The 17,404-nt window shown below is 38.6% G+C and carries 13 protein-coding genes; 2 read left to right on the forward strand and 11 right to left on the reverse strand.

What is annotated here, in order from left to right; translation table 11 throughout:
* Window positions 1–33 precede the first annotated feature (33 nt).
* The 6 genes from menC to menB are packed head-to-tail and all read right to left on the reverse strand — an operon-like array spanning window position 34 to window position 7,346.
* Entirely contained in the window at window positions 34–1,161 is a 1,128-nt protein-coding gene (gene menC, locus AC4BD1_RS06640) for an o-succinylbenzoate synthase (protein WP_490485354.1), read from the reverse strand.
* 13 nt (window positions 1,162–1,174) lie between these two features.
* Window positions 1,175–1,999 carry a 2-succinyl-6-hydroxy-2,4-cyclohexadiene-1-carboxylate synthase gene (menH, locus tag AC4BD1_RS06645; protein WP_490485355.1) on the reverse strand — a complete coding sequence of 275 codons (825 nt, stop codon included), beginning with the start codon at window positions 1,997–1,999 and terminating at the stop codon, window positions 1,175–1,177.
* A complete protein-coding gene (gene menD / locus AC4BD1_RS06650; RefSeq protein WP_490485356.1) occupies window positions 1,992–3,719 on the reverse strand; it encodes a 2-succinyl-5-enolpyruvyl-6-hydroxy-3-cyclohexene-1-carboxylic-acid synthase in 1,728 nt (575 codons plus the stop codon). Before menD ends, menH begins: the two co-directional genes overlap by 8 nt.
* Window positions 3,709–5,091: an isochorismate synthase gene (locus AC4BD1_RS06655; protein WP_490485357.1), complete on the reverse strand. Its 1,383-nt coding sequence runs from the start codon at window positions 5,089–5,091 to the stop codon at window positions 3,709–3,711. The genes menD and AC4BD1_RS06655 overlap by 11 nt, the downstream gene beginning before the upstream one ends.
* Window positions 5,072–6,586, reverse strand: a complete 1,515-nt coding sequence (gene menE / locus AC4BD1_RS06660; RefSeq protein WP_490485358.1) for an o-succinylbenzoate--CoA ligase — start codon at window positions 6,584–6,586, stop codon at window positions 5,072–5,074. The genes AC4BD1_RS06655 and menE overlap by 20 nt, the downstream gene beginning before the upstream one ends.
* Entirely contained in the window at window positions 6,531–7,346 is an 816-nt protein-coding gene (gene menB / locus AC4BD1_RS06665; protein ID WP_490485359.1) for a 1,4-dihydroxy-2-naphthoyl-CoA synthase, read from the reverse strand. The genes menE and menB overlap by 56 nt, the downstream gene beginning before the upstream one ends.
* 117 nt (window positions 7,347–7,463) lie before the next feature.
* Between menB and AC4BD1_RS06670 the strand changes: the two genes are divergently transcribed.
* Window positions 7,464–7,823 carry a PaaI family thioesterase gene (locus AC4BD1_RS06670; RefSeq protein ID WP_206908064.1) on the forward strand — a complete coding sequence of 120 codons (360 nt, stop codon included), beginning with the start codon at window positions 7,464–7,466 and terminating at the stop codon, window positions 7,821–7,823.
* Between the two features lie 62 nt (window positions 7,824–7,885).
* Here the strand turns inward: AC4BD1_RS06670 and AC4BD1_RS06675 are convergent, their stop codons facing one another.
* Complete coding sequence (locus AC4BD1_RS06675) at window positions 7,886–9,127, reverse strand: MFS transporter (RefSeq protein WP_490485360.1); 1,242 nt, start codon at window positions 9,125–9,127, stop codon at window positions 7,886–7,888.
* Window positions 9,128–9,279: 152 nt separating this feature from the next.
* On the reverse strand, window positions 9,280–9,747 hold the full coding sequence (locus tag AC4BD1_RS06680; RefSeq protein WP_490485361.1) for a MarR family winged helix-turn-helix transcriptional regulator: 468 nt from the start codon (window positions 9,745–9,747) through the stop codon (window positions 9,280–9,282).
* Between the two features lie 205 nt (window positions 9,748–9,952).
* On the opposite strand from AC4BD1_RS06680, the gene AC4BD1_RS06685 reads away from it, so the two are divergent.
* On the forward strand, window positions 9,953–10,801 hold the full coding sequence (locus AC4BD1_RS06685) for a YitT family protein (protein ID WP_490485362.1): 849 nt from the start codon (window positions 9,953–9,955) through the stop codon (window positions 10,799–10,801).
* A gap of 140 nt (window positions 10,802–10,941) precedes the next feature.
* On the opposite strand, the gene AC4BD1_RS06690 is transcribed toward AC4BD1_RS06685, so the two are convergent.
* Genes AC4BD1_RS06690 through bglX form a run of 3 tightly spaced genes read right to left on the reverse strand, consistent with a single transcriptional unit; the run spans window position 10,942 to window position 17,392 of the window.
* Window positions 10,942–11,901: a LacI family DNA-binding transcriptional regulator gene (locus AC4BD1_RS06690; RefSeq protein ID WP_206908079.1), complete on the reverse strand. Its 960-nt coding sequence runs from the start codon at window positions 11,899–11,901 to the stop codon at window positions 10,942–10,944.
* A 12-nt stretch (window positions 11,902–11,913) separates the two neighbouring features.
* On the reverse strand, window positions 11,914–15,225 hold the full coding sequence (locus AC4BD1_RS06695; protein WP_490486023.1) for a GH36-type glycosyl hydrolase domain-containing protein: 3,312 nt from the start codon (window positions 15,223–15,225) through the stop codon (window positions 11,914–11,916).
* A gap of 16 nt (window positions 15,226–15,241) precedes the next feature.
* Complete coding sequence (bglX, locus tag AC4BD1_RS06700) at window positions 15,242–17,392, reverse strand: beta-glucosidase BglX (RefSeq protein ID WP_490485363.1); 2,151 nt, start codon at window positions 17,390–17,392, stop codon at window positions 15,242–15,244.
* Window positions 17,393–17,404 lie beyond the last annotated feature (12 nt).

The following is a 17,404-nucleotide window of genomic DNA, read 5'->3' on the forward strand; positions in this document are numbered from 1 at the left end:
ACGAAAACAGCTCTTAGTTTTCGTGCATGCTTTTTATTGTTTGATTGAATAATGGAATGAATACGTTTGTTTCTGTTCACAAACCTCTTCGATTGCACGCCAATCTATCTCAATTCCTAAACCAACGCCTTGAGGAACAGCAATCCTTCCTTTTTCCATTTTTGCTGGTTCCTTAATGATGTCCTTAGCGTAATAACGATTGGCGGCGGAAATATCACCGGGAAAAGTAAAGCTAGTTTGACTAGCAAACTGTAAATTCAATGCTCTGCCAATGCCAGACTCAAACATTCCTCCAAGCCAAACGAGCAATTGATGCGTTTGACAAAAATCAACAATTCGTAAAGCTTCCGTGATGCCTCCCACGCGTGGAATCTTTAAATTAATTGCTCGACAACTTCCTAATGCATAGGCGGTTTTTACATCCTCTACTGTCCGAATATTTTCATCTAAACAAATTTTTGTCTGAAGTTGTTGCTGCAATCGGGCATGATCGACAAAATCTCTTTGATGAAAAGGTTGCTCAATCATCGCTAAATTTAATTGATCTAATTGTTTAAACAACTCTAAATCAGCTAATGTATACGCTGAATTTGCGTCTGCCATCAGTGTAACATCTGGGAAATTCTCACGAATAGCACTTAGCGGTACGATGTCATACCCCGGTTTGATTTTTACTTTGATGCGCTGATATCCTTGTTTAAGATAACTTGACACTTGTGCAATCAACTCTTCTGTCGTCGCATGAATCCCAACACTGACACCAACCGGAAGCGTTGACTTGTGACTACCAAAATAACTTTGTAAACTTCGCTGTTCACGTTTTGCAAATAGGTCCCAAACAGCCGTTTCTAATGCTGATTTTGCCATGAAATTTCCTTGAATAGTTTGAAACAAGGACCAAACATCTCCCGCCTTTTGCAAATCAGATTGAAATAGACGTGGCACTAATTGTTCTTCAATAAGCTGTCGATCCGCACCAATCGTTTCTTCGATGTAATCGGGTTGTTCAAAAGAAACCAACTCTCCGTATCCTCGATTGCCTAACTCATCTTCTAAAATCAAAAGGTCTAACGGTTTTGCTTCAAGTACACCGTAACTTGTTTGAAAAGGAGTAATTAAGGGGAGACATAGTTGATATCGCTCGATCTTCGTAATTTTCATCACATGTTCCTCACTAACCTTGCATTTTTCTTTCTTCTAACCACTGAGATAACTTGCTTGCAAAAGCTTGTGGCTGTTCGAGGTGCACGCAGTGACCGCTATCTGGAACAACTACCAATGTCGAATGTGGAAGCTGTTGACATAGCCTATTTCCGATAGCCAGAAATTTTGGATCTTGCTCCCCAACCACATATAGAACTGGCTGCTTCAGAGTCGCCAATTCCGACCAATAATTTTTTTGCACACCTGTCCCCATCAACCACAAACTCATTGCCAAACCAAATTTATTCTGACTCAATCGCTCATTTCGAATCTTTTTTTGTATTTTTTTTGGTAACTTTTTTTGACTAGAAAACAATGGAATATTTTGCCAAAAATCCACAAAATCAACGAGGGCCCCGCGCCATAATCGTAACGCTAATTTTTGGTCTGCCTCTTTTCGTTTTTTTCTTTCTCCTTCGTTGATTATTCCCGGAGTCCCCGCTTCTAAAATTACGCCGCAAAGATTATTTGGTTGCTCGATTGCCCAAACTAATGCGACTCTCGCCCCCATAGAATAGCCTAAAACATACCATTGTTTAATCTCTAACTCCTGTATCAACTGATTAAGGTCCTTCACTATTTCAGGCAGTTGATAACGCCACGGATGTACAAAAACACTTGACTCTCCATGCCCAAGCAAATCAATGAACAGAAAATTATATGCCGGATCTCGAAGCAACCGAAACGTTTGCTTTGTTCCAGTGAAACCATGTAAACAAACGACTGTCGCCTTTGAAGGATCATATTTTTGTTGCCAGCTATAAGCATAATTTACTCCACGAATAGTTTTATTCATTTATTTCACCGATTTTTTCTTGGTATTCAGCTATTATTTCTTGCCAAAGGTGCACCGGTTCATCTTGATTTCCAGCGACTTCAATCAATGTCCAACTATCAGTAACCCGGCTTTTCTCAATTGCACATTCAAACTCAGCTAAGGAAGTTGGTTTGACATATTGTCCATCGTACAAGTCAGCTACTTTGTCAAAATCTAATGAAAGTGGTGTTTCAAATAACGGAGTGAAATCTGTTTTATCTAGTTGTTTTTGTGGTAAAAAAGAAAAGATTCCACCACCATTATTATTGAGTAAGACAATCGTGACTGGCAACCGCAGTGAACGGATCATCTGTAATCCATTCATATCATGAAAAAGTGCCAAGTCACCAATCAATAAATAAGTCCGTTGCGTTGTAGCAGCTGAAATTCCGGCTGCCGTTGACACAATTCCATCAATCCCATTGATTCCACGATTACCAAATACTGAATAAGAAGTTGTGCTACTCATTGCGTAGCGATCGACGAAACGAATAGCATTACTATTGGATAAAAAAAGTTGTTCATTGGATTGAAGTAGTTCACTCAGCTTCAAACTGGCACTGCTTTCATTGAATCCTTGAATCAATTCCTCTTTTTGAAGTACGACTTGGGCTATTTTTTCAGCTTGCTTCCAACCTTTTAGCCAACTGGAATCCTTCTGTTTTTCCAATGAAGTCATAGCTAGAGCCGATTGGCAAAAAGCGGAAATTGTGAAAGGTAAAAAGTAATTAGTCACGTGTAATAGGTCTTGCCACTGTTCTTGCTCATCGACTAAAACGAAAGTCGTCGTCTCAATAGCTAGTTTTTGCAAATATAGCAAGACATTTTTCGTAACTGGTAACCGACCAAAACGAATCACTACTTCTGGCTGTTTCACCTTGTTGCTAGCAAAAATCAACTCAGCATGCTTCAAGTAGTTCTCGCTTTGTCTACCACAGGTTGCTAAATTAGTTAACGGATCACCAATGATTGGCCAACCTAATCCCTCAGCAAGCTGGATTAACATTTGTGCTTCTTTTACACTCACTTCATTTCCAACAATCAATAATCCATTTTTTTCGACCCATTTTGCAAGTTCAGGTACCGATTGGTCCACTGTTTCAGATTTCGTCAGTTTCTCACTTTTAAAAGATCGTTCTAACTGAAAGTCTAAATCTGGCAACAACGGCTCACGAAAAGGTAAATTAGCATGTACTGGTCCTACTGGTGTTTGCTGTGCAGTATACCCTAGCTGAATACCTTGCCAGTAACTATAACGTTGCATTGATTCCGAACCTTCCGGGACCGCTAACTCCACAAATTTTTTCACATGTGATCGATACAGTTCTTGTTGATTCATCGTCTGAGGTGCCCCCACTTCACGTAGCTCTGGTGGGCGATCTGCTGTTAAAACAACCAGCGAATGATTGGTCTCTTTAGCTTCACAAATTGCTGGATAATAGTTTGCTGCTGCTGTTCCAGATGTACATAGTAGCCCAACCAATTCTTTTGCCGCTCCTTTTGCCAAGCCTAAGGCAAAAAAGCCTGCAGAACGTTCATCAACATCAATGTAGCATGCAATTTCAGGATCGCGAAAAAGTAATAAAGCTAACGGAGTGGAGCGTGAACCCGGACTAATGACTACTTTTGTTAAACCACCATCTTTCAATCCTTGAATAAAGGCTAACAGATACCCCGTTGTTTCTTGTTTACTCGTCATTGCCCTTCACTCCTCTAATCATTGGTTGGAACTTCAACATTGTTTCTAATCGTTCTGCTTCTGGATCGGAATCATCAACAATTCCACATCCGGCATATAATAACCCCTGATTTCCGCTAAAAACTCCCGAACGAATCCCCACTGCAAACTCACCGATATCTTCGGTTAAGTCAAGCCAGCCAATTGGTGCGCCATAAAGTCCTCGTCCGGCAGTTTCTTTTTCAGCCAACCAATGTAAAGCATCTACCTTGGGTTCTCCACCTAAAGCTGGCGTTGGATGCAATTCTCGAACAACATCTAGTAAACTAACCTGTTCTTTTCTAGCACCCGTAACAGCCACAAATAAATGCTGAATATCTCGGTTTTTTAAAAGACTTTTATTTGAAACGAATAGCTCTCCTTGCGTAAAATTTTCTAGCTGTTTCTTAATTCGTTCTACTACCACTTGATGTTCATACGAATTCTTAGAGTCTTTTAAAAGTTTTTCGCTATTTTTTTGATCTTCTAACTGATTTTCCCCTCGTGGAATCGACCCTGCGATGCCAGCTGTTGCAAACATCGTTTTACTTGCTTCAACGAGTCGTTCAGGTGTTGCACCGACAAAAGTTTGCTGTTTCGCTTCCAATGCAAAAACATAAGTGTTGGGTTGTTGACGCAACAAATTCGCAACAATAGTTTCGAGTGCGATATGCTTTCCCTCAACTTCCATTTGGCGTGCCAAAACAACTTTTCTAAGCGTTGAATTCTTTTTTTTGATTTCCTCGACACTTTCAGAAACCAAGGAAACAAACGCGTCAACATTCCGTTCTTTCGTATTTAAACTCATGCTTGAAGATTCTCTAGGAAGATGTCTGAGTAATTCTACAACTTGATTTTCCAACGAATCAAAGCGTTTTTTTAGTTTTTTAAAAAACTCTTTTTTACATTCACCTTTTTCTTGATAACAAGTCAACGTGACTACGCAGAGATTTTTTCTTTGAGTAAACAAAATTTCAGGTAATACAAAATAACCTTTTTCGAGCTTTCCCCAAAATAATTCTTTTGCACCTTTCCGATCAAACGGAAATGCACCGAATAAAATAGGCGATTCTTTTCGTTCACTTACCAAACAAAACTTTTTTAAAAACTCTTTTTTAAATCGTTCAATCATTCCAAAGTCTGTTTCTTCTTCAAAAAACTGCTTCACAGCGCCCAATCCAATATAGCCTAAGCTATGGTCTGGTGTTTGCCAAAAAAAGCGCGCACCCTGATAGTGATCTGTTTTAGCAAATAACTGCTCAAATGTTTGTAAGGGCAATTCATAACTATAGCTAAAGTAGCTTTTATCAGTTGAAGAAATTTCATCTTGCCAATTACTTAAGTTGATTTTCAATATAATTCACTCTTTCTTCTGTCAGAAATAGTCGTTTCAACGGTTTGCCACTCGCCGTTTTTGGAATACGCGACACACTAAAAATTTCACTAGGATGTTTGAACCTTGCGAGTGGTTGTAAAAGACTTGTCAATTCCTCAGTTGTTAAAGTAACCTCTTCTTTCACTACTAAATAGGCTACTGGTCTTTGTCCCCAGCGGTCGTCTTTACGCCCTACCACTACTGCTTCTTTTATCCACTCACTCTGAAGCAATACAGCTTCGATTTCTGTTGGGTATATGTTTTCGCCACCTGAGATAATCAATTCACTCATCCGACTGTCCACATACAGAAAACCTTCTTCGTCCAGATGGCCTAAATCCCCCGTTCGGAACCAACCATCTTTCGTCCATGATACTTCCTCACGATAGTTTAAATAGTGACTAGCAATTGTCGGTCCCTTTAATAAAATTTCTCCAGTTGGTTGTTGGTCATATTTCATTTCAATTTTCAATTTGGTACCCATCAACGGCACACCAGCAGAACCTAATTTTTCTGATGCTTTTTCCGGTGATAAAGCAATCACTTGTGAACAAGTTTCCGTCATGCCATAAGACTGGATGACCAATAATTTTTTGGCTATACATTGACTTAGCGTGTCCCGATCAATTGGTCCACCACCCAACAACAATTTGGGAGCAGTAAGATATCCTTTTTCCGGAACAAGCGGTAAAAGGTCTTTTAGCATTGTTGTCACAACTGAAAGACAGATTTTTCGTCCTTCTAGTAACTCTTCATGGATTCTTTTTGGAGAAAAATTCGTATGTAAACGAACACTAATGCCTAACACTAATGAACGCAATAAGATTGCTAAACCACTAATATGATACAATGGCAAGCAACAAATCCAGCTGTCAGACTCAGTAAGTTTCATGTTCATCTTGGTTGCTAAAGCACTCGCACGATGGTTTGCAAATGTTTGTGGAACACCTTTTGGTTTTCCTGTCGTTCCAGACGTATACATAATAGAAGCAATTTTTTCCTCATCATAACCAGAATCATGATAGTCAATTTCGTCTACCGCGGGCAATTGTCCTGGACTTGGAAATTCAAGTAAAAAACCAGTGACAGAAATAGGGACATGTTCTGCGATTAGCCACGAGGTTTTAGCATCAGCTAATTGAAATGTGATTTCCTCCGACGTTAAATGTACATTTAGGAACTGAACTTCAAGACCTAACTCCCACAAAGCCAAAATTGTCAAATAGCATTGCACTGAATTTTGACTACAAAGAGCTACTCTTTTTACGTTTTCAGGTATTTTTTCTGAAAAATAAGTTGCGTATCTTTGGACAGATTGGTTTAATGCAGCAAAAGACCAACTTTTATTTTCAAAATAAAAAGCTGGTCTAGTTGGATGAAGCTGTGCTTGTTGCTGCAACCAACTCCTCGGATGCGGTTTATGGGAATTTAGGGAATTGATCAAAATCTGGTTCTCGTTTTTCTTTAAAGGCATCGCGGCCTTCTTGTGCTTCATCCATAGTGTAATAAAGTAACGTTGCGTCACCAGCAAGTTGTTGAATCCCAGCAAGGCCATCCGTATCAGCATTCATAGCAGCTTTAATCATGCGTAGTGCCAACGGACTTTTTTGTAACATTTCTTCTGCCCACTCAATTGTGACATCTTCCACATCAGCTAATGGAACCACGGTATTGATCCAATTCATTGCTAACGCTTCTTCAGCTGTGTATTGTTTGGTCATGAACCAGACTTCTTTTGCTTTTTTATGCCCAACAACCCGCGCTAAATAGCCAGCGCCATAGCCTCCGTCAAAACTACCAACATTCGGACCAGTTTGCCCGAATTTAGCATTATCAGCAGCAATCGTTAGATCACAAACCAGCTGCAACACATTTCCTCCACCAATCGACCAACCTTTAACCATTGCAATTACCGGTTTAGGAATCACGCGAATTAAGCGTTGTAAGTCAAGAACATTTAAACGTGGAACTTGATCATCACCGACGTAGCCCCCGTTTCCTCGAACTTTTTGGTCACCACCTGAACAAAATGCCTGATCTCCAGCTCCAGTTAAAATAATGACGCCGATGTCTTGACGTTCACGACTCATTGTAAAAGCATCCATCATTTCAAAAACAGTTTTCGGAGTGAACGCATTATGAACTTCTGGACGATTGATTGTAATCTTCGCGATTTTTCCATATTGTTCAAATAAAATTTCACTATATTCTTTAATTGTTTGCCATGTTCTCATGATTTTCCTCCTTTAATTCATCTTTTTTATTATACACAAGAACGAAAGAAAACGGTTAAAAATCCACGGAATTTTTAGTAATCTGTTATACTATGAAAAGAATGGAGTGATGCTTTTATGAATTTATTGGAACATTTACAAATAAAAACGCTAGAACTTTCTCCAGAAAAAGTTGTCTTAGCTTTAGACATCCACGCCATTCATTTGCAACCTTATGGCTATCTGCATGGCGGAATCAATGGTGTCCTGATTGAAACTGCTTGTAGCCTTGGCGCAAATCAACACTTAGAGGAACCTCATTTTGCTGTTGGTGTGGATCTGCAAGTAAATCATCTCAATAAAGCACAGACGGGTACTTTAACTGTCATTGCTGCGCCAGATAAAGTTGGACGTTCTTTACAAGTTTGGCAGGCAGAAATTTTTTTAGATCAACAAATAAAAACCGCAGTCGGACGTTGTACCTTAGCTGTCCAATAAAACAGGTGAAGCTTTCAAGTTATTTTTTGAAGAGCTTCACCTGTTTTTGTTTAGCAGAATGATTAATGGTTAACTATTACTGTTTGAACAGTTTGGTACATCACTAAAATGGCACAGAAAATCAATAAAATCCCCATAATTGCTGGTGCTGAATGTCCCAGTGAAACATATAGCTGTCCACCAATCAGCGGGCCGATAACTCTTGCTAACGATTGAATTGCTTGACTTCCACCCTGCACGCGTCCTTGCTCCTGTTGTGTCACTGCTTTAGATAATAAACCATTGAATGATGGTCCAAAAATTGAATCGCCAAAACCAAAAAGAAACATCCCGATAATGAATAGACTTGGTTGACGAAAGATTGCCGAACCGGCAATCAATAGATAACCAATGATTTCAGCCCCCATTCCTAAGATCACGATTTGATGGTCCGTGAGCCATTTTAATAGTCGAGGCATGATTACGCTTTGAGAAAAAATATCTTGGATACCAATTATTGAAAAAACTAAACCAATAACGGTTGGTTGCCAATGAAAAGCATCAATCGTAAATTGAGAGAATACCGCTTGAAACGCACCGTTTGGAATCCAAAGTAAAAAACCCGCGAACAATAGACGACTGACTTGTTTGATAGAAAGAATATTTTTTAACTGGATAAATGGATTTAGTCGACTAGCAGGAATTGTTGTTAAGCGATTTTTTTCTGCTAAACTTTCTGGCATAAAGAAGTACCCAAATAAAAAATTAAGAAATGTCACAAAAGCACCAGCAAACATCGGGATTGCATAACCAAAATGAGCAAGTAGGCCACCAATCGTTGGTCCGAATACCACACCAACACCAGTAGCGGCACTAATCCAACCAAAATATTTTGTTCGTTCCTCAGTTGGAGTAATGTCAGAAAAGTAGGCAAAAATCGTACCGATCGTTCCGCCTGTGAACCCTTCAATTATCCGACCAAGAAATAAAATCCAAAGTGCACCACCTAAACCAAATACTGTGTACCCGATTGATGAACCTAACAAACAAATCAGCAACACAACTCGTCGACCAAACCGGTCACTTAATGCACCTAATCCGGGAGCTGCTAGAAAAACACAGATAGCATAAACAGAAGTCAATGCTGTCACTACCAATGCCTGATTAGCTGGATTGCTGATATAAGGTTGAATTAAAAATGGAATCACGGGTGAAACAATCGTAAAACCCACACCTGAAAGAAAAACTGAGATCAAACCAAAAAGAAAAGCCTTTTGGTCGATTTGTTTACGTGTATCATTTGTATTTTGTTGATTAGAAAACATAAAAACTCCTTTGTTAAAACATTATATTGTGTCCTAGGCAACAAAATATTATTCTTTTTTTGTGTCCTTGTCAATAATTTTTGCGAAAAAAAAATAAAGCGAATGATTCGCTCTATTTTTTAAATCACGATCTTCACTCCTAAATTTACTTCTTATAAATCTAATTTTTCGATTTCCTGATTCAGGTGTTGGTCATATTTGACTAAAAACCGTGCTAATTCTTCATACTGTTGTTCCGTCACTTGATCAAAAATTGCTTGATCTCGTTTTTGAAATTCTTCATGTGTTCGCTCGTGCACATCAAAAACTGCTCGTCCCTTTTCTGTTAATTTGAAGTAAATTTCTTTCTTATTATCAGGTTTTTGGTAGCTTTCGATATACCCTTTTATCACTAATTTTTTAGTTATTTTACTAATCGCACTTCTTGTCATAAACAATGAACTAGCAAGCTTAGTTACATTTGAATCCTGATTCTTTCCAATGAACTCGATACAGTGGACTTCCGATGGTTGGTAGCCTTCTAAACGTTTCTCCATTGTTAATTTATTCAACCATGCCATTTTACTGAAAACATTTCTTGCTTTATCCATAACGGCTGCACTTGTTTCCTCTTTACCCATTTTTTGTCCTCCCGTATGCTTCTTCCTATTTAGTATAGTGATTTTTTGAAGTTGATTCAACTACCCCCACTGCTTTTCAAAGCGAAAGAATTATTCGTCATACCTAACAAAAAATATAAACGGTAGTTAACATTACACAAAAATTAGGTTATAATGAATTACTTAGAAGAACGATTAAAACAAACTGTGTTTAGGATGTGAATAGATGAAACAAACAAAAAAGTTTATTTGGACTTACATAAAAATTCTTTTTGCTTTATTCATTTTAGGCGTAAGTATCAACTTATTTTTAGGTCCGCACCACGTAGCGGCTGGCGGTGTTAGCGGACTAGGAATTTTATTTGAATCAGCTTTCGGCATGAACCGCGCTTTAGTTATTCTGGCTTTGAATAGTCTCATGTTAGTGCTTACCATTCTCTTTTTAGGTAAAAAATTATTTTTAAAAGTTCTTTTTGGTAGCATCGTCTTCCCACTTGTCATTGCCATCGTCCCAGAAACAATGGTGACTTCTGATCGCCTACTATCAGTTATTTTTGGTAGTGCTATTTTTGCCTTAGGTGTAGCAATTTTATACAACAACAATTCTTCTAGCGGCGGAACGACCATCCCTCCTTTGATTTTCAAAAAATATTTCCACTTGAATACGTCTATTGGTTTGCTGTTAACCGATGCTGTGGTAGTTTCTTTAAACTTACTTGTTTTTGGATTTGAAGAATTTCTTTATGCCATCCTTTCCATTGTTATTACTTCAATTGTTATGACTTATATCGAAACTGGTTTAAATCGTAAGAAATCAATTATGATCATGAGTGAGGATTCACTAGAAGAAATACGTGTTCGCTTAAGTGCAGAGATTGGACGTGGTTTGACTTTACTAGAAGCAAAAGGTGGCTATAACCGCAAGTCTAAAGAAGTCTTACTGATTGTCACAACGGATCAGGAATTCACTCGAATCAAACCATTGATCAAAGACATTGACCCCACTGCCTTCGTTATTGCAAGTAATGTCGCTGAAGTTACAGGTAGCGGGTTTACCTACCACCCGATTGAATGATCCCTTTTTATGCTTTTTTTAAGGTTTATTTCTTATTCTTAGGACATCCCAAAACTCCTAATTTTTTCCTTTCTTTTCTCAAAAAATAAGCAGAACTTATCTTTGGACTCAAAGTAAGTTCTGCTTATTTTGATTTCTGTTTAGCTAAATGATTTTCCATTGATAAATGTCGTATAAATATGTTCGTCTTCCGTAGATTCACCTTGGATCAATTGGATGATTTTTTCTGCTGCCAGCATTCCCCAACGATGTTTAGAATAAGAAATTGTTGCTAATGTTGGTGTCAAAAACTCTCCAATTTCGATATGGTCAAATCCAATTAGGCGGACATCTTTTCCTATTTCATACTGCGTTTCTTTGAAAAATTTATACACACCAACTGCCATTTCATCATTGAAAGCAAAAATATCAATTGGAAAATTTGGTTGGCTAGCTAAGATTTTCTTGGCTGCTTGATAACCAGAAGGCTCAGTAAAATCACCTTCAATTGTTTGATAATCAATACCAAATCGTTGTAGTTCTTTTGTGCTAGCGGCTAAACGCTGCTGACTATCATACGCTTTTGTTGAACCTGTAATCAAGTGAACAAATTTCGTCTGTTTCGCAACCATTTCACCGACTGCCAACGTTGCGCCACCTTTATTATCTAACAAGACTTTCCGAACGTGTTCATGAGAAAGTTTACGATCTAACACAACGATTGAATGCCCTCGCTGTGCAAACTGTAAAATCTCCTGTGAATCAAATGTCCAATCTAAAATAATCGCACCGTCAACCATTCGCTCTGGAATAAACAAATGAGATTTCTCTCCACTGCAAACAATCATCTCATAGTCATAAAAAGCTAAGCCTTTTTTGATACCATCTAATAATTCACCATAGAAACTGCCACCATAATCTGCTAAATAAACGCCGATAATATTCGTTTGTTGTCTTTTTAATGTACGAGCAGCCATATTAGGAACGTAGTTTAATTCATCCGCAATTGCTTTGATTCTTTCTCTCGTTTCTTCCGTCACCTTTTGGCTACCATTCAAAGCGTACGAAACAGTAGAGATGGACACTCCTGCTTTTTTTGCGATATCTTTAATTCCTACCATGTTGCTCATCTCCTAACAATAGATATCAATTCGATTTGTTGCTTGTAAATGTGCTAGAATCGCTTGGTTAGCTACTTTTAGTCCCCCGATTCGATAGGGATTCTCTTCATACTCGATTGGTAATTCTTGCTGGTTCAGTATCACTTTTGATTCATCTGAACCTAAATGGTAATGAATAGTAACTGGTTTTCCTAGTAATCGATAATGAAGGCTCAATTGGTCCAACTCAGTTGGCAGTACTGGATCGAAGGTAACACTCTGACTTGTTTCTCGAATGCCCAAAACACTTGAAATCAATTGACCTAAATAAATTCCTGGGCCACTTGAATAAATACGCCAACCACCTTTTACTGGCACACTTCCATCTTTCAGTTTACCAAAATTTGATTCCGCTTCATACCTTGTTTTGAAATCTCCGTCAGAACTACTGAAATAGACATTCGCTTGTCGTAATTTTGCATGCTTTACTTGATTCGTTAAGCCAATAGGATTAATAATGTTAAGCCCATGCCAAGTTTCTTCTGCCTTGCCTAATTTCGCCATGGCTTCTGTAAAACGAATGTGTGCATGTACATATTGCAATCCAATTTCTCTCCCAAAATTAGCAGATTGCTCCGCTCGTTTGAAGTTGGTACTTACGCCACCTTGATAAGCTGCTGGACGATTCATCAGACGAACACCATCAGGAAACTGTAAATGTTTTTTGATAATGGCTAAATGATGTTCCGCTTGTTCTGGTGTCAACAATTCAGCAATCATTCCCCTAGTCATTGGCAACAAACGATAATGGATGCCCGTCTTTTGGTCGTTTGGATGAATCATCAATTCTACCTCGTTCTGCGAATTCATTCGAACAAAGCCTGGCAACGTGTCTGTTGTAAACATATATGTTTCATAATCCTGTTTTATTTTAGCAACTAATTCACTCAAATGCTGACTATAAGGCTGATCAACCTCTCTCAGTAACAGACTCAGCTTGTTAAGTACTTGATAAGTCAGTGCCACTGTCCAGCTGCTTGCCATTGATTTTTTTAATTGATTATCAAACGGTTGTAGCGTATCATCCCAATCACCATCACCGTAACAAGACAAAGCTGTCCCTGGCAAAAAGTGGGATTCAATGTAGTCAATTTCTTTCTTGATGTGCTCCAATAATGTTGCTGTTTCGTTTGTTTTCAAAAAAGTTTTACGATCAGTATAAGGAATATTTTCAGTTAGAATATCCCAGTCACTCGTTTTATCCAAGTAATCTGCGACAACTTTCATTGGCCAAACAATAACATCCCCATGACTCTCATCTGCTTTTTGTGTTTCATAACGATCAAACATAAACCATTGAGGCCAGTTTCCATCATCAGAGAATTGGTTAGCATAAACTTTTTTGATAATGGATGCCACAACTTCTGGTCGATTCACAGCAAAGAAAAATTCAGTTGGTCCCTGCGAAACATCTCTGGTGCCCCATGCGGCTCCGCCATATTGTTCCAAACCATGTGGAGATAAATAATGGACTAACATATTATGAGTGTACCAGCGTGCGAGGATATTCATTTGATCTACCGCTTGCGTTTCGTGCGTCATTTCAAAGTGATTCAGCAACGATTCAATTGCTTCTGTATATTGTAGGTCTTGCGCTGAAAGAGTTGTTACTTTAGCTGGCTCAAATTCACCTGTCAAACTTGCCTCGATTTTAACTGTCACAGTTGCTTGATTTTCAATCAGAAAAATAGTTAGTTTCTGTTCCTCTTTTGGAAGGGCACAGAACAGTGATTCATCTGTCAACTGAAACGGTTGATCCAAAGTGAAGCGATAAGCGAGATCAGGGTAAGTTTGTTGTGTATCTGATTGTTCATTTCCTGTTACCGTCACCACTTGCTTATTCTGCTCCAGCTGGTAAGTTGGTCGTGCTTCATCGGCTCCCATTACCAGTTGGTTAGTAATCGCAAATGTATATTTTTTTCCTTTTTGACTATGGATCTCTGTTCGAACTTCACGGCCATCAACTATGGTATAGGTCGTAATAGTCAAGAGATCATCATTTAATTTATAGTACCAAGTAGCTGAATTCAACCCCATCTCAAATAAAGAAGGCATTGTCAGAATTTGCCACTCATCTCCCTGTTTCAAATAAATTCTTTGACCAGATTCCTTGATAACATTTAAAGCATTTCGGCTGTTGCTCATCAATTTATTCATTGTCGTATTCCCCAGTACCACTTGGGAATTAAAAATTCCTGGCATATATACAGTTGTGCTTAATAATGGTCGATCAACATCTAAGTCAGTACCACTTAATAAGATATGCCCATGTGTCCGCTCCATTGCTCGCTCTTTTGCTTTGGTAACGACATGATGATAATTGGTTGTAAAGAAAGACAACAATTGCTGGTTTTCTTGTTCAACTTGTTTTTTTACAGGAAAATAGGTCAAGATTTCTTCTTCGGTCATTGTTTCACCAACAATCGGGTCACCGAGATGTTTCGTTACTTCTTTTCCGTCAGATGCGGGAAATGTGTTGTCAAAGTTTAACGAATGGTAAGCGGTGATAACTTCATCTATTGAAAAAACTGGTTTTGTTACAGCCGTCACTTGATTTTCCAGTGTCCCACCGTAAAAAACAATCCTTTGACTTTCCTGATCCACGATTAAGCGCTCTGACTGTAACGCAACATAAGCAAATTCATATTGATAAACTTCATTTGCTAAAAATGGTTGAGTCAATGCTTCTGGCTGGTTTGTTTCTTTATAACTCTGTCCAAAAAATTGATAACCGTCTGTTGAAAAAGCAATAGCATTCGTTAAACTTCCAATTTCAACTAAAGGATAATCTGCTCCTTGGATTTGATTTTGGCGCGAAGAAATCGTGATTTTATCATCAATTTTGGTAATGTGGTGATCCAAGTATTGCGACATATATGCCTCGTTCGAACGAACTGCTCCCGGTAATGCATTCCCTAAATCTTGTCCATAAATCACATCTGCTTGTTGTCCTGTTCCTTGCAAAGTGACTTGCCAAAACCACAAACCAGTGTTTGCTACTTGAAAGTCCACTTGATAATTAACTCCTGCAAATTGACCTTTCCATGTCAATTGCTTCTCTTTTTGGAAAAACTGACTATTCGCATTCGAACCAATCATTGGCGTAAATAAAATGGTTTCTTCTTGATAAACTCTTAAATAAAGTTGAGTCAAACTACCATCCAAATAATTCCCCATTAGTTGGTTGATCATCATCTCATGACTTTTGATTTCTGCTAAATCACCTGTTGGCAGAAAAGAAAAACGGATATTTTTTTCTGTCAAATCAATCATTTTTTGTGTCATCATTTATTCTTCCTATCTATTTTTTTAAGTTGAAACGCACTGATGAAACTTCTCGGCTGTTTGGGCCAACCATTGCTTCAAACTCACCCGCATCACTGCTCGTTTCTTGGTTACTGTGTACATATCGTAAAAGCGACTCATCAATCGAAAAAGTTACTGTTTTCTCTTCAAAAGGTGCCAATCGTACTTTTTTGAACCCTTTCAACTCTTTGACTGGTCGAACAACTTCACCAACTAAATCACGAATATAGAGCTGGACCGTTTCTTCTCCCGCATAAACCGATTGGTTTTTGATCGCAACAGAAACCGTGAGCTCTGTTGTCGGTGTCAACTCATCACTAGTTAAAGAAATTTCTGAATAACGAAAATCGCTATAACTTAAGCCAAATCCAAAAGGATATTTTGCCTCATTTGAAACATCTAAATATTTTGAAACATATTTTTCATCAGGTGTGGTCTCAAATGGACGACCAGTGTTATCACAGTTATAATAAATCGGTACTTGACCAACTGTTTCAGGAAAAGACATGCTCAATCGCCCACTTGGATTATATTTTCCCCAAAGAATTTCTGCTAAAGCTCGTCCTCCTTCTGTCCCAGGGAACCAGGCTTCAATGATTCCTTTTGCTGCATCAATTCCTCGTAAATCCAAGGGACGACCATTATATAAAGTGACAACAACTTGGTCATTTACTTGCAAAACTTGTTGGAAAAAGGCTAATTGCGCTCTCGGTAAACGAATATCACTACGACTCGCTGCTTCGCCACTCATTTCTTCTAGTTCGCCTAATGCGATAACAACTTTATCTGCTTGTTTTGCTAACAATAAAGCCTCTTGAATCGCCACAGTCGTCGGTTCTAAATAGTCAAATACTTCGTTTCCAATTAACAATCTATTGCTTAAACTTGTGGCACCTTCGACTAGTGAAATGGCTTCTTCCGATTTTCCTTGCCAAGACCACGCGCCTAAAATTTTCTTAGAAGCAGCAGCTGGACCAACAACAGCGATGGTTTCCTCTTTTTTAAAAGGTAAGATGTCATCATTTTTCAATAACACCATTGATTTTTTAGCAATCTCACATGCGATTGCTCGATGTTCATTTGATAGAACGATTTCTTTTTCTTTTACTGGATCTGCACCACGAAATGGTTGTTCAAATAAACCTAACTCATTTTTCAATTCTAAAATTCGAACGACAGCTTCATCTAATAATTCGACCGGAACTTGACCTTCTTCAATCAACTCGCTTAAATAATTGCTATAGCAAGTCGTCATCATCTCAATGTCTACTCCAGCTATTAATGCTTGCTTGGCTGCTTCTTTCTCGTCTTTTGCTACGCCGTGCGGAATCAGTTCCTTGACCGCTCCCCAATCAGAAATCACAACACCTTGAAAATCAAATTCCTTCCTGAGAATTTCTCTAAACAACCACTTATTCCCTGTCGCTGGAATACCATCCACGGTGTTAAAAGAAGTCATTACTACCTTAGCCCCCGCTTCTAGTGCAGCTTGATACCCAGGAAGATAACTCTCTCTCAGTTGGCGTTCCGACATGTTCACTGTGTTATAATCACGGCCAGCAATTGCTGCTCCATAAGCTGCAAAATGTTTAACACAAGCAGCCACTCGGAAAAAGTCTTCTTTCAAATGCTCTCCTTGGTATCCTTTCACAAAACGTTCGGCAAAACGACTATTTAGAAATGAATCTTCTCCAGTTGATTCCATCACTCTACCCCAGCGAGGATCTCGAACTAAGTCAACCATTGGTGAAAAAGTCACGTGTAACCCAGACACAGCGGCTTCTTTTGCTGAAATCTCTGCCATCTTTTCAGCAGCATCCAGATCCCATGAACTCCCTAAACCTAATGGAATTGGGAAAATCGTTCGAAACCCGTGAATGATATCTGCCATCAAAATAGTAGGGATACCCAACCGATTTTTTTCTAAATATTTTTTTTGGATTCGGATGGCTTCTTCTGCACCCGAAACACCTAGTGTCGTCCCTGCATTGGCAATCGTTGTCTCGGTTAAACCTAAATCAGCCATTGGACCTGTTCGTTCTTCTGCGTTTTCTGAATAAAATTCAGCCGCTAATTGTAACAGTTGATCGATTTTTTCTTCTAACGTCATTTTTTTGAGTAAATCCAGAATCTCTTGTTGCTTCATACGTAAGCTCCT

The organism is Enterococcus sp. DJ147D b (assembly GCF_058216655.1).